Origin of the sequence: Pseudoalteromonas umbrosa (assembly GCF_030125375.1) — a bacterium.
Taxonomy (GTDB): Bacteria; Pseudomonadota; Gammaproteobacteria; order Enterobacterales; family Alteromonadaceae; genus Pseudoalteromonas; species Pseudoalteromonas umbrosa.
In genome coordinates, this window is record NZ_JASJUU010000007.1 from 219,147 (window position 1) to 243,987 (window position 24,841).

General features: G+C 38.7%; 18 protein-coding genes and 1 tRNA gene. 1 reads left to right on the forward strand and 18 read right to left on the reverse strand.

Annotated elements, in window-relative coordinates; genetic code table 11:
* Nucleotides 1-26: 26 nt before the first annotated feature.
* The 13 genes from rffA to QNM16_RS20590 all read right to left on the reverse strand — a co-directional run bounded on the left by rffA (nucleotide 27) and on the right by QNM16_RS20590 (nucleotide 14,393).
* The gene (gene rffA / locus QNM16_RS20530) at nucleotides 27-1,151 is read right to left on the reverse strand and encodes a dTDP-4-amino-4,6-dideoxygalactose transaminase (RefSeq protein ID WP_284022160.1); all 1,125 of its coding nucleotides are present in this window, start codon (nucleotides 1,149-1,151) and stop codon (nucleotides 27-29) included.
* Nucleotides 1,138-1,830, reverse strand: a complete 693-nt coding sequence (gene rffC / locus QNM16_RS20535; RefSeq protein ID WP_284022161.1) for a dTDP-4-amino-4,6-dideoxy-D-galactose acyltransferase — start codon at nucleotides 1,828-1,830, stop codon at nucleotides 1,138-1,140. Before rffC ends, rffA begins: the two co-directional genes overlap by 14 nt.
* Nucleotides 1,831-1,832: 2 nt before the next feature.
* On the reverse strand, nucleotides 1,833-2,702 hold the full coding sequence (rfbA, locus tag QNM16_RS20540; protein WP_284022162.1) for a glucose-1-phosphate thymidylyltransferase RfbA: 870 nt from the start codon (nucleotides 2,700-2,702) through the stop codon (nucleotides 1,833-1,835).
* 3 nt (nucleotides 2,703-2,705) lie between these two features.
* Complete coding sequence (gene rfbB / locus QNM16_RS20545) at nucleotides 2,706-3,791, reverse strand: dTDP-glucose 4,6-dehydratase (protein WP_284022163.1); 1,086 nt, start codon at nucleotides 3,789-3,791, stop codon at nucleotides 2,706-2,708.
* A gap of 82 nt (nucleotides 3,792-3,873) precedes the next feature.
* Nucleotides 3,874-4,926, reverse strand: coding sequence for a glycosyltransferase (locus QNM16_RS20550; RefSeq protein ID WP_284022164.1), 1,053 nt, complete (start codon nucleotides 4,924-4,926; stop codon nucleotides 3,874-3,876).
* On the reverse strand, nucleotides 4,923-6,017 hold the full coding sequence (locus QNM16_RS20555) for a glycosyltransferase (protein WP_284022165.1): 1,095 nt from the start codon (nucleotides 6,015-6,017) through the stop codon (nucleotides 4,923-4,925). Before QNM16_RS20555 ends, QNM16_RS20550 begins: the two co-directional genes overlap by 4 nt.
* Before the next feature lie 13 nt (nucleotides 6,018-6,030).
* The gene (locus tag QNM16_RS20560) at nucleotides 6,031-6,909 is read right to left on the reverse strand and encodes a glycosyltransferase (RefSeq protein ID WP_284022166.1); all 879 of its coding nucleotides are present in this window, start codon (nucleotides 6,907-6,909) and stop codon (nucleotides 6,031-6,033) included.
* The gene (locus QNM16_RS20565) at nucleotides 6,902-8,062 is read right to left on the reverse strand and encodes an O-antigen ligase family protein (protein ID WP_284022167.1); all 1,161 of its coding nucleotides are present in this window, start codon (nucleotides 8,060-8,062) and stop codon (nucleotides 6,902-6,904) included. Before QNM16_RS20565 ends, QNM16_RS20560 begins: the two co-directional genes overlap by 8 nt.
* A gap of 21 nt (nucleotides 8,063-8,083) precedes the next feature.
* Entirely contained in the window at nucleotides 8,084-9,022 is a 939-nt protein-coding gene (locus QNM16_RS20570) for an exopolysaccharide biosynthesis polyprenyl glycosylphosphotransferase (protein WP_417710410.1), read from the reverse strand.
* Nucleotides 9,023-9,081: 59 nt separating this feature from the next.
* The gene (locus tag QNM16_RS20575) at nucleotides 9,082-10,002 is read right to left on the reverse strand and encodes a Wzz/FepE/Etk N-terminal domain-containing protein (protein ID WP_284022169.1); all 921 of its coding nucleotides are present in this window, start codon (nucleotides 10,000-10,002) and stop codon (nucleotides 9,082-9,084) included.
* Nucleotides 10,003-10,016: 14 nt separating this feature from the next.
* The gene (locus QNM16_RS20580) at nucleotides 10,017-12,632 is read right to left on the reverse strand and encodes an SLBB domain-containing protein (RefSeq protein ID WP_284022170.1); all 2,616 of its coding nucleotides are present in this window, start codon (nucleotides 12,630-12,632) and stop codon (nucleotides 10,017-10,019) included.
* A gap of 128 nt (nucleotides 12,633-12,760) precedes the next feature.
* Nucleotides 12,761-13,555 (reverse strand): DUF481 domain-containing protein, encoded by a 795-nt coding sequence (locus tag QNM16_RS20585; protein WP_284022284.1) that lies wholly within the window; start codon nucleotides 13,553-13,555, stop codon nucleotides 12,761-12,763.
* Between the two features lie 19 nt (nucleotides 13,556-13,574).
* Nucleotides 13,575-14,393, reverse strand: a complete 819-nt coding sequence (locus tag QNM16_RS20590; RefSeq protein WP_284022171.1) for a mechanosensitive ion channel family protein — start codon at nucleotides 14,391-14,393, stop codon at nucleotides 13,575-13,577.
* A 184-nt stretch (nucleotides 14,394-14,577) separates the two neighbouring features.
* Here QNM16_RS20590 and QNM16_RS20595 point away from each other — a divergent pair.
* Nucleotides 14,578-14,653: transfer RNA gene (locus tag QNM16_RS20595), tRNA-His, on the forward strand.
* 291 nt (nucleotides 14,654-14,944) lie between these two features.
* On the opposite strand, the gene nagP is transcribed toward QNM16_RS20595, so the two are convergent.
* From nagP to secA, 5 genes are all read right to left on the reverse strand, one after another.
* Nucleotides 14,945-16,246 (reverse strand): N-acetylglucosamine MFS transporter NagP, encoded by a 1,302-nt coding sequence (nagP, locus tag QNM16_RS20600; RefSeq protein ID WP_284022172.1) that lies wholly within the window; start codon nucleotides 16,244-16,246, stop codon nucleotides 14,945-14,947.
* Nucleotides 16,247-16,524: 278 nt separating this feature from the next.
* The gene (locus tag QNM16_RS20605) at nucleotides 16,525-19,122 is read right to left on the reverse strand and encodes a family 20 glycosylhydrolase (RefSeq protein WP_417710362.1); all 2,598 of its coding nucleotides are present in this window, start codon (nucleotides 19,120-19,122) and stop codon (nucleotides 16,525-16,527) included.
* 261 nt (nucleotides 19,123-19,383) lie between these two features.
* Entirely contained in the window at nucleotides 19,384-21,447 is a 2,064-nt protein-coding gene (locus QNM16_RS20610; protein ID WP_284022173.1) for a M13 family metallopeptidase, read from the reverse strand.
* Between the two features lie 86 nt (nucleotides 21,448-21,533).
* Nucleotides 21,534-21,929, reverse strand: coding sequence for an 8-oxo-dGTP diphosphatase MutT (gene mutT / locus QNM16_RS20615; protein WP_284022174.1), 396 nt, complete (start codon nucleotides 21,927-21,929; stop codon nucleotides 21,534-21,536).
* Between the two features lie 61 nt (nucleotides 21,930-21,990).
* Nucleotides 21,991-24,699 (reverse strand): preprotein translocase subunit SecA, encoded by a 2,709-nt coding sequence (gene secA / locus QNM16_RS20620; protein ID WP_284022175.1) that lies wholly within the window; start codon nucleotides 24,697-24,699, stop codon nucleotides 21,991-21,993.
* Nucleotides 24,700-24,841 lie beyond the last annotated feature (142 nt).

A 24,841-nucleotide genomic window follows, 5' to 3' on the forward strand; every position in this document is an offset into this window, starting at 1 on the left:
ATCTAATCTCAACAATATATAATTTACTAACTAAAAAACTTCTTAACAGTCTCTATGACGCGACTTTGATTTTCATCCGACATATTGAAATAAAGAGGAAGCCTAACTAATCTCTCACTTTCTGTAGTTGTATATGCATCTACTCCACTAAACATTCCTAACTTGTTTCCAGCAGGGCTAGAATGAAGAGGAACATAATGGAAAGGTGTAACAACTCCCTCATTTTTCATAAACTGGATAAATTGAGTTCTTTGCTCTTTGTCTTCTAGTTTGATATAGAACATATGAGCATTATGCTCACAACCCTCTGGTATGAGGGGCAAAACTGATTGAGGGAGTACTTGAGCTAACTCACTATAATATCTATCCCAAATAGATAGTCTCTTATTATTGATTTCTGTAGCAGCCTGCAACTGAGCAAATAAAAATGCAGCTTGTAGCTCACTAGGTAAAAAACTAGAACCAATATCTTGCCAAGTATATTTATCAACTAAACCATTGATAAACTGGCTCCTATTAGTACCTTTTTCACGAATAATTTCTGCTCGCTCTATTAACTCAGGGGCATTAATTAAGATTGCACCACCTTCCCCGCCAGAAGAGTAATTTTTGGTTTCATGAAAGCTGAAACACCCAATATGACCTATCGTACCCAAAGCCTGTTTTTTATATTTAGACATAACCCCTTGAGCTGCATCTTCAATAACCCACAAGTTATGTTTTTGCGCAATGCTTAAGATAGTATCCATATCGCATGATACGCCAGCATAGTGTACTGGCACAATTGCTTTAGTTTTGCCAGTTATAGCGGACTCTATCAAGTTATGGTCTATATTCATGGTGCTAGGGTCAACATCCACAAACTTAATGACTGCTCCCCTCAGTGCAAACGCATTTGCCGTTGACACGAAAGTATACGAGGGCATTATGACTTCATCTCCCTCTTTAAGATCAATCAATAATGCTGCCAATTCTAGCGACGCAGTGCATGAAGGAGTAAGTAATGCTCTAGGAGTATTGAACTCTTCCTCGAACCACTTTTCACATTTTTTTGAAAATGGCCCGTCGCCACACAGTTTCCCTGATTCAATAGCTTTACCAAGGTAGTCTAGCTCACACCCTAGACTTGGTGGAATATTAAATGGAATCATTCTTATAGAACCAATATGAAATACTTTGAGTTAAAAAATTTGACTTGCCATATAATAATATAGCTGCGTCATTACTTGTTTGTGTAGCAACAGACAAAGACTTAGCGTTATTCTTCACACAATACGCTTCTGCGAGTTTCAATAATGCTTTTCCAATCCCTTGCCCTTGAAATTTACTATGAACGCCAATAAGACCAATCCTAGCTTTATGATCTCGAATCTTTATAGATACAAAACCTTTTATTTCAGAACTTTCTCTAATCACTAAGCAGATATCATCAAAGTCAGATTGCACCGCTTTACGTATCCATAACGCATAAAATTCGTTTCTTTGAGATACTGTAAACCAAGGTGCTCTAAACCTGCTATTTTCATATAGACTAGAGCAAAGACTTTCTAAAGACTCAATATCTGAGTGCTGGGCTACATAACTTTCGATGGGTTCCGAGGCAGTTGAAGCCTCAAGGTTTTTTATAAAGTCTATTTCACCTTCACAAAATTGAAAACCTAGTGTATTTAGCTTATCAACGCTTTCATAGTCTTTTGCATCGACCTTCGCAGTTATCAATGCCCCATGCTCAGTAGTTAAATTATTACTGCTTTCACCAAACCTTAGAGCATAAATTGGCCTAGCAAAGAAGTTACTATCCCAATCTAGTTTAGTTAGATTGAATGACATAGTTAAAGTATACTCTTCAAGTACATACCATAATCATTTTTAGCAAACTTCTTGGCTTGCTCTTCAAGCTTCTCTGTTGATAACCATCCATTATTAAAGGCTATTTCTTCGAGACAAGCTATTTTATAACCTTGACGCTTCTCGATTGTTTCTACGAATGCTGACGCCTCAAGAAGACTTTCATGCGTCCCAGTATCCAGCCAAGCGAAGCCCCTACCTAAAATTTCAACATTCAATAAACCTTTGTTTAAATATAGTTCATTAAGGCAAGTAATTTCTAATTCACCACGCTTAGATGGCTTCACTGACTTTGCTAATTCAACAACTGAATTATCATAAAAGTATAACCCTGTAACGGCTAAATTAGATTTTGGATATTGGGGCTTCTCTTCAATTGAGACAGCTTTATTATCGTCATCAAATTCTACAACACCGAACCTTTCAGGGTCTTTCACTTGATAGCCAAAAACAGTGGCGCCCTTTCCATCTTTTGCATTTTCAACAGCCCTTTTCAATTTTGGAGAGAAGCCTTGACCGTAGAATATATTATCACCCAATACAAGACATACATCGTCGCTACCAATGAATTCCTCACCCAAAATAAATGCCTGAGCTAATCCATCAGGTGATGGTTGAACAGTGTATGTTAATTCGATACCAAACTGAGAGCCATCACCTAACAGTCTTTTAAATGCCTCGGAATCGTCAGCCGTTGTAATAATCAAAACCTCTTTAATACCGGCTAGCATGAGCACTGACAGCGGATAATAAATCATTGGTTTATCATAAACTGGTATCAATTGCTTTGAGATACCCATTGTGATTGGATACAACCTCGTACCAGAACCACCTGCTAAAATAATACCCTTCATCTTTTATTCCTCACCAGCGATTACGCCCAGACGTTCCCTTTGATAATTGCCCGATTGTACATTTTCACACCATTGGGCGTTATCTAAGTACCATTGAACCGTTTTTTTCAAACCAGACTCAAAACTCTCTTGAGGCACCCAACCTAGCTCTTGCTGCATTTTACTCGAGTCGATAGCGTAGCGCCTATCGTGTCCTGGCCTGTCATCGACATAGGTGATCTGTTCACTATACTTTTTATCGCTCGGTACCAATTCATCAAGTATTTTACATATCGTCTCAACAACTTCGATATTACGTTTTTCATTGTGACCGCCGATGTTATATGTTTCCCCGACTTGCCCTTGCGTGACAACAGTGTGAAGTGCTCTTGCATGATCTTCAACATATAACCAATCTCTGATCTGGTCCCCTTTACCATAAATAGGTAATGGTTTACCTTCCAAAGCATTTAAAATAACAAGAGGAATTAGTTTCTCAGGAAAATGATACGGACCATAGTTATTAGAACAATTAGTAATAATAACTGGAAGGCCGTAAGTTCTATGCCAAGCTTTTACCAAGTGATCACTAGATGCTTTACTTGCTGAATAAGGGCTACTAGGTGCATATGAAGTCTTTTCAGTAAACAATGGAAGCTCAGAGCCTGGTTCAACATCGTCAGGGTGCGGCAAATCTCCATAAACCTCATCTGTAGAAATATGATGAAATTTAAATGACGCTTTCTTTTTCCCCTCCAAAGAAGACCAATATAATCTTGCTACATCTAATAAATTATATGTACCTACAATATTAGTTTGGATAAACTCTGACGGCCCGGTGATAGATCTATCTACATGACTTTCAGCAGCTAAATGCATGACTACATCAGGTTGAAAAGCTGTGAATACTCGCTCAATTTCAGCTCGGCTGCATATATCAACCTGTTCAAATTGATATCTTGAGCTAGATGATACTGGATTTAGAGACTCTAGGTTTCCTGCATACGTTAATTTATCAACATTTAAAACTTCATCTGTTGTATTTGTAATAATATGCCTGATTACAGCAGAACCAATAAAACCGGCACCACCAGTGACAAGTATTTTCACGTGAAACTCCTATAAAAACTTTTATTAGATATACATAGCATAGGCAAGACTCCTAAGCTGTACTCTATAGTGAAGCGCTTAATTATGACTTTGTAGTCAGTGTTAATTTAATAGATTCGATGTATTGCTTCACTACATTATCTATGTTTAGAGCAGCTACAGCCAGCTTTAACCCTTCTAAATCAGTATGTAAACTATTAAAATCTTCAATAGATTTTTTGAGTGCTCCTACATCATTCACAGGGTAAATAAAACTATTTTTATAAACTCTTCTTAACTCTGTGTCTTCATAAGATACACCTAAAAGCTCTGCGGGACCGGTTTTACAATTAGACGTTATAACAGGTACTCCCAACGCGAACGCTTCAACTAAACAATTTGGAAACCCTTCTGTTTCAGAAGCTAAAATCATTGCTTTTGCATTCTTGATGTAAGGATAAGGGTTACTCAACAACCCTGTAAACTTAACTCTGTGAGTCAAGTCTAGTCGGTTCACATAATTTGAAAGAGGCTCATATTCAGGACCATTTCCGACAATTAATAAGTTCTCTGTTTCATCAACTTGACGTAACACCTCAATAATACTCTTCACCTGTTTGGACTTTATTAGGCGGCCAACAACTATGAAGTAGTTATCAAAGTATTTCTCATAGTGCTGTTGAGATAATTCCTCATATGTCGCCAAAAGGTGAGGGTTATAAATCGTTTCTATACCGTCAGCTTTATCTAGAAATACTTTTGCTTGATTAGCCATTTCTTTAGAAACACAGATAATGGAGTGAGCACCGCGATATAAGGCTCGAATTACCTTTTCTAATTTAGTATTTTTAAAGCGTTCAAAACTACTATGGCAAACAATTTGTGACTTATATCGAAATACACGCGACAAGACCACATTCAACATATTTGGGAATAGAAGATGAGACTGTACTACATCAGGCCTTAATCGAATCAAAACCCAAATAAACTTAAATATAGCAAATAGCTTCCATAACTTATGTGATGACTCACCTTGAAGGTAAAGGTGACTCGCAGATAAACTACCCTCACCTTTAAAACCTTCTACTAAACTATTAAATACCTTCTCAGCACCTCCGCCGCTGCTTGAGTTGGTAATCATTAACAGTCTTGTCATCTCTCACCTTTATAGTTTTGAAGATATTGTTCGCACATACGCTCTAAACTAAAATCTCGAGTGAGTTTTGTGTATTGCTCATTTACGACCTTACTCCTTAGCTCTTCTGATTCGACAAACTGATGAAGAGTCTTTTGAAGCTCATTCTCAGTTTGAAATAAAATACTCTCAGAAACACTCGGCTCAAGAATTAGGCTATGAGCAGGAATATTTGATAGTAATATAGGAACTCTAGAAGCCATCGCTTCTAACACTGAAATAGGTAAGCCCTCTTCTCTTGAAAGCGATAAGAAAATGTCAGACGACACTAGTAAGTCATTAATTCTCTCGACTTTACCAAGAAAGTTTATGGATACATTACCCTGCTCTAACGCTTTTACATCTTCCATGTAGGTATTATCTTCTACAGCTCCTGCAATTGAGAAGTCAAAGTGCTTTTCTGGGAATGCCGAATTGAGGTAAGTTACCACGTACTTTAACTTGTCGTAGCCTTTGCGATGCTTAACATTTCCTACAAGAGCTATTTTTACATCCGAACCTATTGTAAGACTGTCCTTTGTCTGAAAATTTGTAATATCGACAGAATTCTCTATCACTCTAAACTTTTTACCAAATGCATTTGTAAATCTATCAATATCTTGCTTAGAAACACCAACTATTTTGTCTGCAGTTTTATTTATTAGATACCTGTGAATACGTCCAATAAAGCGATTAACAAACCCATTACCATAATAAAAGTCATAAGAGTTACGCAAACTAACAAGATAAGTGAAGTCTTTTTTCATTAAGCCCGTGAAGAGTAGAAATGAGAGCAATAAGTCAGCACCTTTCAATTGGCTCTGAACGACATCGACCTTTTCTTTTTTTACTAACTTAGGTAACAAGAAAATCGACTTGATAAAGCCTAAGAGCGGAGAGCTTTCATCAGTAAGTTGAGTCATTCTCCTACCTTCCCAAAAGTTCTCCTGTACATTGTTGTGGGACCACAGCAATACCACTTGAGAGTCGGTAAACCCTTTATCGACCATTCTTCTAATGGATGCTTCAGCACCACCAACACCATTTGAGTTTAAAAGGTATAAAACTTTCATCAATATTCTCTAATTAAGACTTAATTTTAGCGATTAGGTTTTTAAATGAAAAAACTAAACTACCTAATGCTGAGTGTTTTAACATAAAGTAAAACGCTCTTTTACTTTGTGAGGTCCCCAAAAGTGATATTACTAACCATAAAGGGATCTTCTGACCTCTATTCACTAAATCACTAAACACCCAAAATTGAACTTTCCCATCTAAATTGTCTATGTGTTTGGCTAGGAACTGCTGCGCACCTTTAGCTGTTCTTGTACCCGTTGTTATTCTTGCTCTATTTGGGTCTACATTAACTTTATATAGCGGTTTACCTAGTTTCAGAAATGGCTTACTTACCCCAAAAGCTAACCTAAACCAACAATCATAATCTTGCCATGCAGTCATATTTTCATCGAAACATACATCTTTTAACCTGCTAGTTTCAGTGAAAATTTGATTTCCAACATAGTTTCTCTCAGCTAAACTATCAAAATGATATTCTACATTGCGCTCTTCAAAACGTGTTGAATTAACACCAAATATAGAATAAGCAGCACAAATAAATGCAAATTTTGAATCCCAATGTTTGATGTATTCACTGATACAATCAGGTTCCATTATATCATCATCATCAAGACCAGTTACAAATGCTCCAGTTGCACTGGAAATGGCCCTGTTTCTAGCATTACAAGCTCCTTTGGCCTGTTCATTTACCAGGTACTTAACTCGCTTATCCGTACTTGATATCTCAATTAAGAAAGCTTCAGACTCAGAACATATGCCATCTAGCACCACAATTAACTCAATTTTAGAATGAGTTTGCCTTAATACAGATTCCACTGCAGCTTTCAACTCTGCAGGGCGTTTATGTGATGGAATATATACACTGACTAAATTGTCATTATTAGACATTTTTAGTTCCTAAGTTAAGTTTAAAAACAAATGGGAATACAAGGAAAAGTACCCAGTAAGGATAAACCCACATTTCATTTGATATAGACAAGAAGCAAAATATAACGATTAAATACCTAAAACCTCTAGTCTGTGCTTTAAAAATTAAAGTTAAAATAAATGCAACTATAATTGAGAAAACAAAAATTCCGTGGTCAACCAATAGAGCCAGCCATCCATTATGAGGCTGAACATATCGCATATCTAGAGCTAGTAAACTCCTAACGCCTGTAATGCCCTGCCCTAGCAATGGTGTTTCATAAAATCCATTAATAGCCAAATTCCACATTGTTAGTCTCTGTGAAAAAGTGGAAAGCTGCTCAAGTAACGACAGCAAAATCAACAAACCAAATGCTGAGATAAATATAAATCCTACATTAAATAGTAGCTTTATTCTTAGTTTTATAAACACCAGACGAACAAGCAGTAACAAGCAAATCATCATTACTGTCTTTGAACCTGAAGCTAGCAAAATAAAAATAAATAAAAACAAATACGAGTAATGTAATAAAGTTTTGTTTTCAAACTTTGAAACTACATAAATAGAAAACACCATTAGTAATGAAGTGTAATTAGGGTCATGTGCATAACCAGCTGGCCTGACGCCTAATATAGATATTTTATCTTCAAAAACTTCGCCAGTAGAGCTAGCAGATACAAGGGGAAGATCTCCAACTACTGCTTGGTATAAACACGAAAATGCTAAAAAAAGACTTGAAAAAACAATACTATTTTTAAAAAGCTTTTCGCTAAAATTGTTTTTGTTAAGAATTAAATAAATAACAATTAAGAAATTATAAAAATAAAGAATAAGAACGTTTTTATAAACTGAGTTATTTTTAGATAAGTCTGAGTTCAGCCATGCCAATTGATCTTGAACAACAATTAATGTCAACAACATTATAACGATCAAAATGACCGAGGGTATAAAGTAATCTTTGTACTTTAATTTCAATATACATGTTAGTGACAAGCCAATAAATAATATTGGTAGAACAATAAAACGAATGTCAAAGCCAAGAGAGAAAGTTCTATTGTAGATAGAAAAAACTAACAGCACTAACAATAGTGAACTGAACAACTGGTTTAGTTTTATTCTTTCTAGTATTGACATAAACTTGAGGCAGCTAGTTTTCTAGCGCCCCATCCCAAAGATCACAACTTTCACAGTTTTTAATAAAATTTTCAAATCTAAAAATGTACTATGGTGTTTTATATAATAAGTATCATATTTATGCTTCCAAATTGCATCTTCTAGAGATTCACCATATGGAAAACACACTTGAGCTAAACCTGTAATACCAGGTTTAACGGCATGCCTAAAGCGATAATAAGGAATTTCTTTTTCTAAGTTTTTAATAAAAAACTCTCTTTCTGGTCTCGGTCCTACAATTGACATTTCACCACGCAAAATGTTAATGATTTGAGGAAGCTCATCAATACGTGTTTTACGGATAAACTTACCTACTTTTGTTACTCGAGAGTCATTTTTTTTTGCCCACTGAGCCCCTGAGGCTTCAGCGTTTTGTGCCATAGAACGAAACTTAATTACTTCAAACTCTTCATTATAAAGACCTGTTCTTTTTTGTTTATAAAAAACAGGTCCTTTACTCTCAAGTTTAATCAACAAAGCTGTAATTATCGAGATAGGTAAAGTAAAAAGTAATAATGTTATCGCTGCAGCTAAATCGATGACTCTTTTTGCTATTTGAGTTCTCTTTGTAGAAAGAATTGAAAATGCTTTCTGATGCAAGAAATAACTACTACCTAATAATTCAACTTCAGTATAACCCAGACGTCCATCAAGATAGCTAACCAGAGGTTCAACCCAACCACCGAGTTCTGTTGCTGTTACTAGAAAAGCTTTTTTCTCTTCGGATAAAAAAGCACTTTCGTAGTGACATATTACTTTTCTCGTAATGTCAGTAATTGAGTAATCATTGATCACAACATCAAAATCAAACTGTTTAGCTAAGTTTTGGATTTTCTCATACCTATTATCAGGACAATAAACATAAATAGTCTTTTGATTTAGGGCATGTGTTTTTGTTCTAAAACGCTTTTTTATACTCAAACCATTCACAGAAACTGTTGTGTCTTTATCTAATTTAGCCACTATAGCAACCCTATTATTCAAGATTTATGTTCATTCTTAACAAAGTAAGAAACTACGACTATTATGAACGCTAACAGCGCCCCTAAAAAAGTGCCTATGATACAAATTAGAGCTCTGTTCGGTGAACTCTTCTTTTCAGGTACAATAGCTGGGTCAATGGTTTTAAAAATGTATTCATCTCTTACTTCTGCGAACATTCTGCTTTTAGCTTGATCTTCGATCAATTCATACAAAACACTCTGTATATTACTGATGTCTGTTTTGCTTAATTGTGCACTTAAAAATGCAATACTCTTCTCTGAGCTATCAATAACTTCTTCTTTCATAACGTTATTAATAGCGATGACCAAATTGTCTACTATCTCTTTTGCGACATAGGGAGATACGTGCTCAAATGATATTCTAACTAAGCCTGCCTCTTTGAGCCTGGTAACATTTAGAAGTTCTCTAAACTTCTTGTAAAGTTCTTGCTTAGAAGGCGTATCTGACTCGATATCTGAAAACGTTTTTAGCCAAACCTTATTACGTTCATCATATATATCAGGGTTTATAACGACCTTGTTTTCACCCTTCGACCACTCTTTTGCAGCCAAAATATTTACAGATAAATCATGATCAACTATGAACTGATCTATAAACTTTCTTGATTTAAGTATTTCGATTGCTAGATCTGTTTTGTCATTGTTCTGTAAATTAACCCCAGCTAAGCTCGCCAGCCCACCAAGCTGACCACCCAAGCCAGAAACACCACCGCTTGAACTGTCTTTTTGCGGGTATAAAACTACATTTGACTGATACACATTTGGTAAGGATACACTTACATACACACTTGCCGCAGCAAAGACGAAAGTAATGCCAATGAATATCCACTTACTCTTCCAGAGAATGAAAAGAAGTTCTTTTAAATTAATATCATCGCCTTTGATCAAATTGCTCATAATAACTCTTTAGATTAGATTCTAGCAATAGCAGCGATGCCAACGCCTAACTGATAAAATATTTGTGTAGCAGTGCTCCACAGAGTGAGGTTATCCATATATGACGCATCCATTGGAACTACAATAGTGTCACCTGGCTCTAAGTTATGTTGATTATTAACGGCAAACCAACTAGACCTATTAGGTATATAAACCGCACCATTGGCTTTTATAACATATACCTTATCCTCATCAGCACGATCCTTTAAGCCACCACTTAAATTAATATAATCGTCAATTGAAGTACCACGCTTAAACAAATGAGAAGAACTATAGTTCACCTCACCGATGATAGAAATCGACTCTTGTTTTCCAGGAATATACAAACTATCACCATCTTGTAGGCTGAGTGTGTCTTGTTGTGCGAGTATGCTTGGAAGATTAATTACTAACCGCCCTAAGGCTTCAACACTTGCAAGATCTTTCAATAGCTTGTCTGTTTCTTCATAGCTTAGGGAAGTGTTTGAACCAATTGACTTTTGAAAGCTCTTGGAAGCAATATCTTTTCTTAACTCTTCAGACAATTTTAGAAGCTGTTGCTTTTCTTGCTCTTTGATAGCTTCTCTTGTAAATATAGCAGCTCGAGGCTCTGCATACTTGGTTAGACCGCCTGCACGCTTAATAACACCCTCAAGTGTATCACCTCTTTTCACAGTATAGGTGCCAGGGAAAGTGACTTCTCCCGCTAAATGCACTTTATAACTGGCTTGCCAATCTGGACGCATTAAAACGTTTAGTGTATCTCTACTTTTCAAAAGTAACGCATCAGCTAACGGCTGAGCATCGATATCCTCAACTCTAATATGCCTTACATTACCATCATTAATCGCTCTTGTTACTTCCGCGAAGCCAACAAATGCCGATTCAAGTAATCCACCTGCAGCCTGAATAGCACTATAAGTAGTCGTATTGTTTGCTAAAGGATAAACACCCGGGAACTTAACTTCACCCGAGACCTCAAAAACCGCTTTATTGTGGCCTACTGTTGATTGGTATTCCAATCTTGAGATCACAGTTTCAAGCAAGGTTGTACGACCAAAAACGGTTAAGTTTTCTTCCGGCTGTGTATCTTCAAGTTTTGTTGCCTCCAATCCTAACTCTTCTTCGCTAGTTGGCCACTGCATAACTTTTTCTTCAAACTGCCTCGTTTCATACAAATGCCAAAGTTTCACTCGTTCTTGCAGTTCTTTTTCATCTTTGGTCAAAGCTAAGTCCGTTAGAGCTTTATCTTCTTCTTCTTGAGTTTGGAAGCGGCTAAATACATAAACCTCATCGTTTTTATTCAAAAATACGCGCTTACCATTAAGTGCATCAGCAATTGAAAACTGAATGACTTCAATCTCACCAAGCTTAGAAACTTGCCTAACAATAATTGCATAACCGAGATCAGCTTGGGGTAATAAGTCGTTTTGAATACTTTTTATTAAATTGTCGAATGCCAAATCCTTAGACCATTCATAATGACCTGGCCTAGCAACAGCACCAATTAAAGTTATTGAGTCGACAACCTCATTTTTGACACTCTTAACTTTAATTGAGTCTCCACCTTTAGGTTTAAAAAGACCAAGTCCATTTATAAAATCAACCGAAATAATAGACTGCCTCGAATTTTCAACAACTCTTTTAACTTGAACCTGCTCTAAAAAGGCATCATCTTTAAATCCGCCAAACATTTTGATCAGAGAATCTACTGTATCGTCATCTTTTAACTCAAAAATACCTTCTCGTTTCACTGCGCCCTCAACCTTCACTTGAGAACCTACTGAAGGAACAAAGACAACATCACCACTGCGAAGACTCACGTCGCCCGAAGAATCTCCCTCAAGCAATAGGTCATATAAATCTAAGGTCGCAATCGTTTTGCCTTGTCTTTTAACTTGTATATTTCTTAAACTTGCTATTTCGGTTAATCCACCACTTACATATAAAGCATGTGTAACCGTTGATAAAGGTGAAACTGTATAGCTGCCAGGCTTATATGTTTCACCAACAATCATAACCCTCATTGAGCGCAATTGTGACATAGCTACAAAGACATTAAGCCCAATAGCTTCTTGAGAGATTTTATTCTTAATTAACTGCTTCAACTCTTCATAAGTAAGCCCTGCAACTTGCACGGGAGAGAAGTTTGGAATAGAAAGTCGTCCCTCGTTATCAATTACTAAGGTATGACTCGCACTTTCTTTACCGTACAGAGTGATATTAATTGCATCGCCACGGCCAATAACATAGTCTGATGTTACTTCTGCTGACTCTCCAGGGGCAAATGAGGTTGGTTCACCTGAAAAAATATCATACCCAAATGGTTTTAAAGTATGCTCTACTGGCTTTAGTTCATCTTCTTGTTCTTCAATAGTTGATGAATTGCGCGGTTTTATTGTATTTTTCTGATTGTTAGAGACTGTTTGGGCTGAATTCGTATTCAAGTTTCTAATAGTTGATAAGTCAATACCGTATTGCTTTGCTAGCGCTTCCTGTTGTGCTTTAGGTAACTTAGAAAACTGTTCGATTTGTTCAGGCGTTGGATTAAAAGCTGCAGAGATTGCACTGAAACTAAGCATTAATAAAGCTGTAATTCTTATAAATAACATCTGAAAAATACACCCTGTAGCAAACCAAAAGTTTAAGATTGCGCATTTTACACGAGAAGCAACCTATAAAAAAAGGGCCAAACGCCCTTTTTTTTGTCATATTTTTGTTACCCTTTCACCGCCCACTGTTAAAAATTGTAAACAAGTGTCAAGGAAGTTTCGGTATCAGTTTTTTCTTTATCTTCGTCTACATCTGAATTGTGCGTTATGTTATACGCCACTTTCATTTGAAGTGAACCGTGTATTTTCGTTAATAATGCAGATTCAGAAATAGTCTTTGTATTTGTACTTCCGTACTCTATACCTACCAGCTGAGTGAACCTTGCATTTTCTGAGACTTGCCATTGATAGTCTAGCTTAGCTAACCCAATAGCCTCACTATCTGTTTCTCCAGCAAGTGATAAGCCTGTTTTTTCATCAATTGCACTTTCCGCATATTCAAATTGCTTGATACCAGGACCTAATTGCACGTCTAAATACATATTTTGTGTATTTAACAGCCTCAAGCCATAACCAACGGAGAAAACAGCTTCACTACGATAGGCGCCAAAATGATCCTTTGTATAAGAACCATATATAAATAAATGGCTATTTTCTTCGTTTAATTCATAGTTACCCTGCAATGAGATTTCATATTTGCGACTGGTGGTTTCTTTTTCTTTTACCCCATCTTCATTTTCCGATTCACCTTCAGAAAAAATTCCGTCAAGTTTATACTCATTTCGCCATGATTCTAAATTGTGCTTCGCCTTAAGCGCACCTTTCAGAGTCGTTGTTTCTGTGTTACCACTTGTAACAATCGCACCCACTTCACTTGTCAGTTCCCATTGCTTTTCTTGTTCAACTAATGTGGTATTTTCGGCGGCAAGACTCTGCAGAGAAAGTATTGCTAATATAGATATAGGTAAAATTTTCATTTTCATTGGTACAATCAGCCCATAATTAATCATTTTTTTGTACGTGCACATCCATTTGCGGATACGGAATATTAATGTTTGCATCATCCAATGCAACCTTAATGTTTTCTAGTAAATCAAAGTAGGTAGGCCAATAATCGCCAGTATTAACCCATGGCCTAACGGCAAAGTTGACGCTAGAATCCCCTAGCTCCAACACCGCCACAGTATAAGCTGGGTCTTTCAAGATGCGATTTTCACTATTCAAGACGTTCTCCAATACTGACTTTGCACTTTTTAGATCTGACTCGTAGCCAACACCGATAACTAAGTCGATTCGTCTCGTTTTTTCTCTTGAATAGTTTACTATCGCCCCAGACATAACCGAGGAATTGGGTATTATAATAACTTTATTATCTGGCGTGATCAGTTCTGTTGAAAATATCTCTATCTTACGAACACTCCCCGATTTCCCACCCGCATCGATGTAATCCCCAGACTTGAATGGACGCAGTATAATAATTAACACACCCGAAGCAAAGTTCGATAGCGACCCTTGCAACGCTAGCCCAACGGCTAGACCTGCAGCACCTAAGATAGCAATAAAGGACGTTGTTTCTACGCCAACTTGAGATAAAGCCATAAGCAATGTAGCAACAAAGCCTAACGCATATACAATATTGGCAAGAAACACACCTACTGCTTTATCCACTTTGCGATTACAAATTGCCTTTTCTGTTAAGTTAGATAAAAAGCGCGTTACTTTTAGCCCAATCAAAAATATGAATAAAGCGAGTAATGCCTGAAGCGCATAGTGCACAATGAAATCTGAATTGTTATTGAACCAATCTAGTATGATATCCATAAAGCGTCCTGTTTCAGAGAGTTATCAATATAATTATTTACAACAGGTATAAATATTAGACATTTTGTGGAGATTTTCCCCAAACAGACTAAAATAGACAAAAAAATAAAAAAAGGCTTTGCATATTCAGTAAAACGCTGTAATATGCGCGCCACACCCAAGAGGTGTTACACGAAACATTGTGGCGGCTGTAGCTCAGTTGGTAGAGCCCTGGATTGTGATTCCGGTTGTCGTGGGTTCGAGCCCCATCAGTCGCCCCATCTCCCTCTTATTTCGTGTCTTTACTTATGATTTTTAAATAAATCCAAATCTATTCTAATTTTAAGCCCTCTAACTTTATACTTCTTTGCCTTTTATACACTTATAGTTTTTTGTTCTACTTTCTCATTGGTTTCAATTGATAATTCTGAAGACTAACTTTTAGATTACGGTTGTTTTTCTAGGCACCTAAGCACCTTATGATTTATTTGTTTACGCAAAAAAAATGCCACCTAAAATAGGTGGCATTACACACGGGATTATTTCTACTTATAAATAGAAATTCTGTTTACTTATTTCCAGCTTCTCATTTTGTGACCTTTTAAAGCATAGAAAAGTATAAATATATAACTTGGGATCATTAAGCTATATGCGCCTTGCGCACCTAAGCCAGCAACATTCCCTAGGCCAATAAGCAATGGTCCTAACGCACCACCGGCAATACCCATTATTAGTAAACCAGACGCAGTACCAGTCAATCGACCAAGACCATCTAATGCCAACGGCCAAATCGCAGGCCATACCATTGCATTAGCAAAACCTAGTAATGCGATACACAATAACGGATCTGGTAGCTGAGGTCCACCAAAAGGCGCCAACAATAGATTAGAAAGTGCAAATGAGCTGTTATCACCCATTACGACAGCAAGTACAGTGATGATACCTGCGATGCCCGACATCACCAAAGCACTCTGTTGAGACATAAAGCGAGGGATTAAGACAATACCAATTGCGTAGCCGAGTAGCATACACCCCATGGTATATGACGTCATAATCGAGTAGTCTGCAATACCCAAGTGCAGTGCATAAGAACCTATAGTATCTGCCGCAATAACTTCCACAGCAACATATAATGCAATACCAATTACACCTAACACTAAGTGCGGGTGCTGTAATGCTTCTCTCAATTCACCTTTTGATGTTTTACTTTCTTCTTCAAAAACCAAATCAGGTAGTGGGGCAAATTTTGCGAACAGTGCAAACAAAAATATTAAACCTGCAATCGCTAGATAAGGTGCTATCAAGCTGTTTGCCATCGCATCTTTTTGTTCTTGCGATAAGCTTTCGCCACCATTTACAACACCGCTCACCACAACCGCAGCAAACACAATAGGTACGATTACACCAGCAGACTTATTTAATAGGCCCATGATACATACACGCACTGCCGCAGACTTTTCTGAACCCATTTTAACAACATATGGGTTAACCGCAGTTTGTAATACAGTCTGGCCAACACCGATTAATAGCTGTGCTAATAGAAAAACTTCAATTGCCTGCATTTTCGCTGCTGGAATGTATAATAAGGCTGACAAAGCCATGATCAAACAACCTACTGCCATACCATTTTTATATCCCACTTTTTTAATCACCATTGCAGATGGGATGCCAGCAATCGTTACGGCAATATAAAATGACGATATAATAAATGACGCTTGTAACGGTGACAGTTCAAGCATCTGCTGTAAAAATGGGGTTATAGCACCGTTTAACCAGGTTATACACCCCAATATAAAAAACATAGAACCAGCCAGTGTCATCGGCAACCAGACACTCTGCTTCGCTTTTTCGTTCATATCCACTGTTGCTTCCATAATACTCTTCTTGTTGCAATAAAATCTTATGACAAGTTGTACATGTGACCACTTATCACAGGTACACGATATATGTTCTTTTTATGTCCGTCTTCCAAGGCTTAAAGCCTCGGCAACTCTGTCAGTGCTGTAGATGAAAATGAGTTCAAACAGCAAAATGACAGCGCTGACATTTAACTTTACGTTAATTTTACACGTATTTCTAGTTAGAAATTATACTAAACTGGATTTAAAAAAGGGGCATACGCCCCTATTTTATTTTTTAATTGTCAGTTAATTTACTCTAAACCTGTAATACGGCTGTACTTTTTACCATCTAATGTGGTTCTCAAACGTACACCTGATGAATTAGTCACTGTCATCGGACCTGAATAAGTCTGCCATGATTTACCCGCATCCAGACTTACTTCAATCGTCAAAAATGAAAATGCACTATTAGCTAGTAGTTGACCATCTTTAATTACCGCGCCTGGCACAGGTAAGTTCACGTTCACACCATCAGCAACTAGCCTACTAAGCTCTTTTAAAGCCAGTGCTGCTGAAAATTCTTGCCAGTCAGCAGCGCGTGCCTTTTCATTTGGTAGCTCACCTTCCCAGCTTGCTTTATGCCAAGCACGCTCAGCGACGGTCAAGACACGTGGGAACATCATTGCCATCACTTGATCTTCAGTACGGATAGTTTCAGTCCATACCTGCCCTTGCATGCCCAAGATATTTTCAGGTTTTTCGAGCCTTGGTAACGGTCGACCAACAAGCGCTTCTAAATTGTCTATCGCTTCGCCATTACGGGTAAAGTCTGCGTTAGCATAGACATCATCCGGCATATAACTAAATGCTTTTTTGGTATCTGTGTATCTTGCCGCCCAGTAATAGCCACGCTCTGCTGGATGTGCTTCATATGGATGGTCGAAGTATAAATGTGTACCGTGAGATAGCACAACCTGATAACCATCATTAGCCAAGCGGTAAGCCCTGTCTGCTACTCCCCACTCCCAGATATTATCCCATACATTAGCGGTGAATACTTGATTCGGGAACTCATCACGTTTGAACGGATTTACACGGTCATACATCAGGCCATCTTCCCACGCTCCCGGCGCAATACCGCGTTTAGCAAAGATTGCTGCAATACGCTGCGTAAAATAGGGCTTCAAATCAGCAGGTCCAGCAATGCCGTTGTTCGCATCTTTAAACAAAATATTACAAGCGGGTGATTGTGTCCAAGAACCGGCTCCGACTTCATCACCGCCAAAATGAAGATTCTCCAAACGAGTCCCCGCTTCACGATACATGCCTTGCAGTTCATAAGTCACTTTTTCAACGAATGCGTATGTCGAGTCCATACATACATTGAATGAATTATCTGTGTAGTTTTGTACCGTTAAGTATTCAGATTTATCTTCAGGATCACTCAACAAGAAAGCACGCGCTTCTGTTTCCTTCCCCTGCTCCATTAATCTATGATATCTAGCTTCCATCGCTTTGATTGCTGCACGGGCATGGCCCGGACCTTCAATTTCCGGAATGATATCTATGTGTCTAGCTTTGGCAAATTTAAGTAACTCAACAAAGTCTGCACGTGATAAGTAGCCATTACCTGAACCAGACTTAAATGGACCTGTCCCCAATTGAGTTAGCAAACACGTGCGCTCTTCCAAATCAAAGCAGCGATACCCGCCTATTTCCGATAGCTCTGGTAAGCCAGGGATCTCTAGACGCCAGCCTTCATCATCTGAAAAATGCCAATGGAATTTATTTAGCTTATAGCGCGCCATTTGCTCAACGAGCTTAAACAATGCCTCTTTACCATGGTAGTTTCGTGCATTGTCATAATGCATACCACGCCAGCCATATCTTGGTGCATCGTCAATTTCAACATTAGGCGCTTCTACACTGCCATCTTTCGCAGTTGTTAACAGTGCTAACAAGCTCTGTATCCCGTAAAAAACCCCCGCATTATCAACACCAATAATCTCTACTTTATCGTCGTCAATTTCTAGTTTGTAGCTACCCGACTGGCGTGTATAGCGCCCTTCATCCTCTTCAACTTTTAAGAAAATCGTCGGGACTTTACCTGCTGCAATATGATCTGCTTTTGCATCCAATGTTAGACCTAATTCGCTTAAGTCCTCTTGGAAAACAGCGACTTCAGATTTTAAACGTCCAGCAAAGCGAATCTGCCATTTATTATCCAACTGTGCGACGCCACGATTAAAGTCGACATTTTGCGGTTTAGGAATAATGCGTTTTAGCGCCGCTTCTTTGTCGACTTTTACAGTGTGGGCATTGTGCTCATATCGCCAAGCAGCGTTCGCCAATGGGGAGTAGTCTAGTGGCTCATTGTGCCTTTTAAGCTGATTTTCACGCTCAATGGGTGCCACAAATGACAACATGTCTTCAGTATCTGTATTTGCGAAAATCACTGGTAGTGATTGACCTGATACGATAAATGCTCGCGGCATAAAATCTGTATATGCGGCGATCCAAGCTGCTGCTTCAAATTCAATTTTGAGTGATTCATTCGCGGCTAGTCCTGCGAACTCAGGCGTTGGCACAAAGCGATGTAAATCACCATTTATATGCTCTATACGCAGACCTGCAGAAGCCAATGTTTTAATTTTTCTAACTGAATGTACATATATCTGCCAGTCACTTTCACCTTTAGGCAACGCAACATTCGAACCATTTTTTAATGACAAAGAGCCGATGAAACTACCAGCGCCGCCGTGAAAATTGTTTTCTACCGCAAAAGTGAGTTGTGTATCTTTAGCAAAAGCATCAAGCTGAGATTGAGAAAGCATAGCACTCGCACACCAAGAAGAGGTGATCAGTGTCGTTGCAAACATATGCGAAAGCATATTATTTCGTAGATTCATATTAGCTCCTAAAGGCTATCCCCTGAACCACATTTTAGCAAAAGCTTTACATTCATGTACGTATTCTGATTATTACGATTTATGGTATGACGTACGATGAAATCGTGGCACAAGTTAGTAGCACTAACCAACTTATTGTTAGCATTTCATCATATAGAAGAAAAAATGACAGCGCTATCAATTTTTCAAAAAGCCCGTTTATTCCACAAAAAAACCCGCTCAAGATAAGTCATAGCGGGTTTAGTCGTATTTATATAGGTATTACCAAATCTTCACTCTTTCCTCTGGCTTTTTATACATGCCATCACCGTCCTGCACATCAAAGGCATCATGGAATTGTTGCATGTTGGATAATATACCAATCACACGATACTCACTTGGCGAGTGAGAATCTGTCATTAATCGATTTCTCAGCTCTTCTTCACGATACTCTCGACGCCAAATTTGCCCCCACCCCATGAAGAAACGTTGCGAGCCGGTATATCCGTCAATTAACGGTGCCTCTTTACCTTGCAATGATAATTTATAGGCTTGATAAGCGACCGTTAAACCACCTAGATCACCAATATTCTCGCCCAAGGTAAGCTCACCATTAACATGCACGTCATCAAATGGCTTAAAGTCATTAAACTGATCAATTAGCTGTTTACCTCTTGCTTCAAACTGTAATAAATCACTATCGGTCCACCAATTACGCAGGTTGCCATCACCATCGTATTTAGCCCCTTGGTCATCAAAGCCATGGCCAATTTCATGCCCTATCACAGCACCTATTGCGCCGTAGTTAACTGCGTCATCAGCATCTAGATTAAAAAATGGTGGCTGCAAAATTGCAGCTGGGAATACAATCTCATTATTCACTGGATTGTAGTAGGCGTTTACCGTTTGCGGTGTCATATACCACCTTGAACGATCAACTGGCTTTCCTAAATCATCAATCATAGAGCGACGTGACCACTCATTATAACGAACATAGTTACCCACTAAATCATCCGCATTGATTTCAAGTGCTGAATAGTCACGCCACTGATCAGGATAACCAATTTTCGGGGTAAACTTTTTCAATTTAGCTTTGGCAGCTGTCTTCGTTTCTGCACTCATCCACTCTAAATCATTAATTGACTTATCAAAACCAAGGATCAAGTTATCGACCATTTTACCCATTCGCGCTTTAGCTTCAGGCGGGAAGTGCTCTTTAACGTAAATTTTACCCAGCAATTCGCCTAATACATCATTGCTCGCGTCAGCCGCTTTTTTCCACATTGGTGATTGCGCTTCAAGCCCACGTAAAGTTTTACCATAAAAACCAAAGTGAAGATCAACGATTTTACGCTCAAGTAACTCTGCATAATTGCTTACTAAGTGAAATGTGAGATAAGCGCGCCATATAGCAATGTCAGTATCATTCACAATATTAGAAAGCTGTGTAAAATAAGAAGGTTGGGACACAATAAGCTCATCAACGTTAACACCCAATGTCTTAAAATATGATGAGATATCAAATTCAGCCATTTGCTTATTAAGGTCACTTACTGTGAGCTTATTATAAGTTTTTGAGGCATCTCGACTGTCTACCCGAGTCCATTGTGCTTGGGCTATCTTCGTTTCAAGTTCAAGAATATCTCTCGCGGCTTTTTCAGCACCTTTTTCATCATATCCAAATTCAAACAATATATTAGCGATGTAGATTTGGTAAGCTGTTCGATTATTTTGAAATTTTTCCGCATCTTTTAGATAGAAGTCACGATCTGGTAATCCTAAACCTGATTGGTATAAATATAGTGCATTCACTGTAGAGTTTTTAGCGTCATTATATACGTACCAAGAAAAAGGCGTTGTACCACCTTGAAGCTGTAACTTTGCAATCAAGGCAGGCAACTGAGATTTATTGGTTAACGCTTTTACAGGTGCTAAATAGTCATCCATCGCAGCAACACCAATTTCCTCTCTTGCCAATTCATCCGTGTAGCTTTTATAAAAAGCACCTAGCTTATATTCATCGCTATCCGGCGCAGCTGCTGCATTTTTAGCTGCATTTTCCAAAATAACTTTTAGTGCAGCTTGAGACTTTTCATGGAGTTCAGTAAAAGAGCCGTAACTTGACTTATCAGCAGGGATCTCTGTCCTTTCTAACCACATGCCATTCACAAAACGGTAGAAGTCGTCTTGTGGGCGAATGGATTGATCAATATTGTCTAGTTCAATACCTGAACTTAATGTTTGCTGTTGGACAACTTTTGTCGTGTTTTTAGTTTGTGACTGCTCACTACAGCCTACTAGGCCAAGTGCCAATGCCACACCAATGGCTGCGAATGTTTTACGCATATATGTCGGCTCCTTTTAATACATATATGAATCATACCTCGCAGCACATTAGATTAGTATCTAAAGAAAAAAACAATTGTAACGGGTTATTTTTGTACAGCCAAAGCGTCAATAATATCCACATTAGCAGCAGGAAAATCAAGTGTGCGAAGTTTTTCAAAATCAACCCATTGGCTAGGTTGGCCTTCAAGCCCTTTTGCCTCTCCAGTAAAATCTTCTACAGTATGAACAACTAAACGAACTTGCTTATCGCCATAATCATGTTCAATAGTCAGCAAATGTTCAGACCCTTTAACCTCAATGCCAATTTCCTCAGCTAACTCTCTTGCTAACGCTTGCTCAACGCTCTCATTGACTTCAACTTTGCCGCCCGGAAACTCCCATAGACCACCTTGATGTTGTTCGTCACTACGCTTACAAACAAAGTACTTACCCTGTTTCACTATGACACCAACAGCTACATTAACTACTTTTTTACTCATCTTTTTATCCCATAAAAAAAGCGACCTGAGGTCGCTTTTAAATAAATAGCGTTCGTACTAGTTAGCTTAATTTGCCACAGCACTGCTTATATTTTTTACCTGAACCACAAGGACATGGCTCGTTACGGCCAACCTTTGGCTCAGCTCTTGCGGCAATTGCAGCACCTTGAGGTGCCTCACCACCAACTGTTTCAGCTTCTTCATGCTGATACTGTCTTGGCATTTGCTCACTGCGGCGATGTTGTTCTTCTACTTTTTCAACGTCTTCTTCAGCGCGCACTTGAACTTTGCTTAAGATACCAACCACATCCACTTTCAACGTCTCTAACATATTAGAAAACAGTTCAAATGACTCGCGTTTATACTCTTGCTTAGGATTCTTTTGTGCATAACCGCGCAAGTGAATACCTTGACGTAGGTGGTCCATCGCAGCTAAGTGGTCTTTCCAATGCTGGTCTAAGCTTTGTAGCATAACGGCTTTTTCGAAGTGACGAAGTACTTCTACACCGACTTGCTCTTCTTTTTGCTTGTACGCTTTTTCAGCTTCTTCAACAATACGTTCACGTAGTGACTCTTCGTATAGCTTACTATCGTCCTCAAGCCACTTAGCAATTGGTAAGTCCAATAGCAGATCAGACTTCAAACGCTCTTCAAGACCAGGAATATCCCACATCTCGGCCAAGCTTTGTGGTGGAATAAAACGATCAATTGTGCCGTTGAGCACATCGCTACGGATCGCATTGACGGTTTCTGAAATATCGCCTTCTTCAAGCAGCTCATTACGCTGCTCGTATACAACTCGACGTTGATCATTTGCAACGTCATCATATTCAAGCAACTGCTTACGAATATCAAAGTTACGAGCTTCAACTTTACGCTGCGCGTTTTCAATCGCACGGTTTACCCATGGGTGCTCAATGGCTTCACCACGTTGCATACCTAGCTTACGCATCATTGTCGTCATGCGTTCACCAGCGAAAATACGCATCAACGCATCATCCATAGATAAGTAGAATCGACTCGAACCTGCATCACCCTGACGGCCAGAACGACCACGTAGCTGGTTATCAATACGACGAGACTCATGACGCTCTGTACCAATGATATGCAGACCACCCGCCTCAAGTACTTTGTCATGAAGCTCTTTCCATTTTGCTTTCGCTTCTTCGATTTGCGTTTCTGTTGGGTTGTCGATTTTTGCAATATCGTTCTGCCAGTTACCGCCAAGCACAATATCTGTACCACGGCCAGCCATATTGGTTGCAATCGTCACATTACCTGGCAGACCTGCATCTGCGATAATGTCCGCTTCTTGCGCATGGAACTTAGCGTTCAGTACATTGTGTTCAATCTTTTCTTTACGTAAAAAGTGAGATAAGTACTCAGAACTTTCAATCGAAATAGTACCAACTAATACTGGCTGACCACGCTTCTGACAATCTCTGATGTCAGTCAAAATTGCTTCAAACTTCTCTTCTTGTGTTAAGTAAACCAAATCGGCCCGATCGTCACGGATCATCGGCTTATTAGTTGGGATCACAACGGTATCAAGGCCATAGATAGACTGAAATTCAAATGCTTCAGTATCAGCAGTACCCGTCATACCTGATAGCTTGTCGTACAAACGGAAGTAGTTTTGGAATGTTATAGAAGCTAAGGTCTGGTTTTCATTTTGAATGCGAACACCTTCTTTTGCTTCTACGGCTTGGTGTAAACCTTCTGACCAACGACGTCCTTCCATTGTACGGCCAGTATGCTCATCAACAATAATAACTTCATTGTCTTTTACGACGTAATCTACATCTTTTTGATATAGTTTGTGCGCACGTAATGCAGCATAAACATGGCTCAGCAATGTAATATTGCCAGCTGAGTATAATGAATCGTCTTCTTCGATTAGACCATGCTTGATAAGTAGCTCTTCTACATTAACTTGGCCGCGCTCTGTTAAATGTGCTTGTTTTGACTTCTCATCAATTGTGTAGTCACCGTCGCCCTCTACACCTTCTTCATCTTCTTTTTCTTGTTGAACAAGCTCTGGGACTATTTTATTGATTTGTGTATATAGCTCTGAACTATCTTCCGCTGGACCAGAAATGATCAATGGCGTTCTTGCTTCATCGATTAAGATTGAGTCAACTTCATCCACAACCGCATAGTGCAATGGACGCTGTACACGCTCTTCAATGCTAAACGCCATGTTGTCACGCAAGTAATCAAAACCAAACTCGTTATTTGTGCCGTAAGTGATATCTGCTGCGTAAGCTTCTTTCTTTTGTGCAGGCATCATGCCCGGAATGTTACAACCTACGCTCAAGCCTAAAAATTCAAATAGTGGACGGTTGTTTTCAGCATCACGCTTCGCCAAATAGTCGTTCACCGTAATAACATGAACGCCTTTACCTGTTAAGCCATTTAGGTATGCAGGCAAGGTCGCTGTTAGCGTTTTACCTTCACCTGTACGCATCTCAGAAATACGGCCTTGATGCAGTACCATACCACCGATCATCTGCACGTCAAAATGACGCATTTCAAAGACGCGTTTTGAGGCCTCACGAACCGTAGCGAATGCTTCAGGAAGTAATTCGTCTAAGCTAGATCCTTGCTCAAATCTTTGTCTAAACTCAGCTGTTTTTGCTTTTAGTTGTTCATCAGATAGCTTGCTATACTGCTCTTCTAAAGCATTAACTAAAGCGACCGTTTTGCGTAAATTTTTGATCATCCGGTCGTTACGGCTACCAAAAATCTTGGTAAAAATTTTAGTTATCATGTTTAAACCATTTCAATCTTATGTTTGTAAGCCCCGTGCATTCGCGTATTCCCAAAAGGCTTACTAAGTCCTGTTGGCGACAAAGTCGAATTTGTGCTGTGTGCCGAGTTAATTTTCTACCTATCATACCAGACTATGCGCA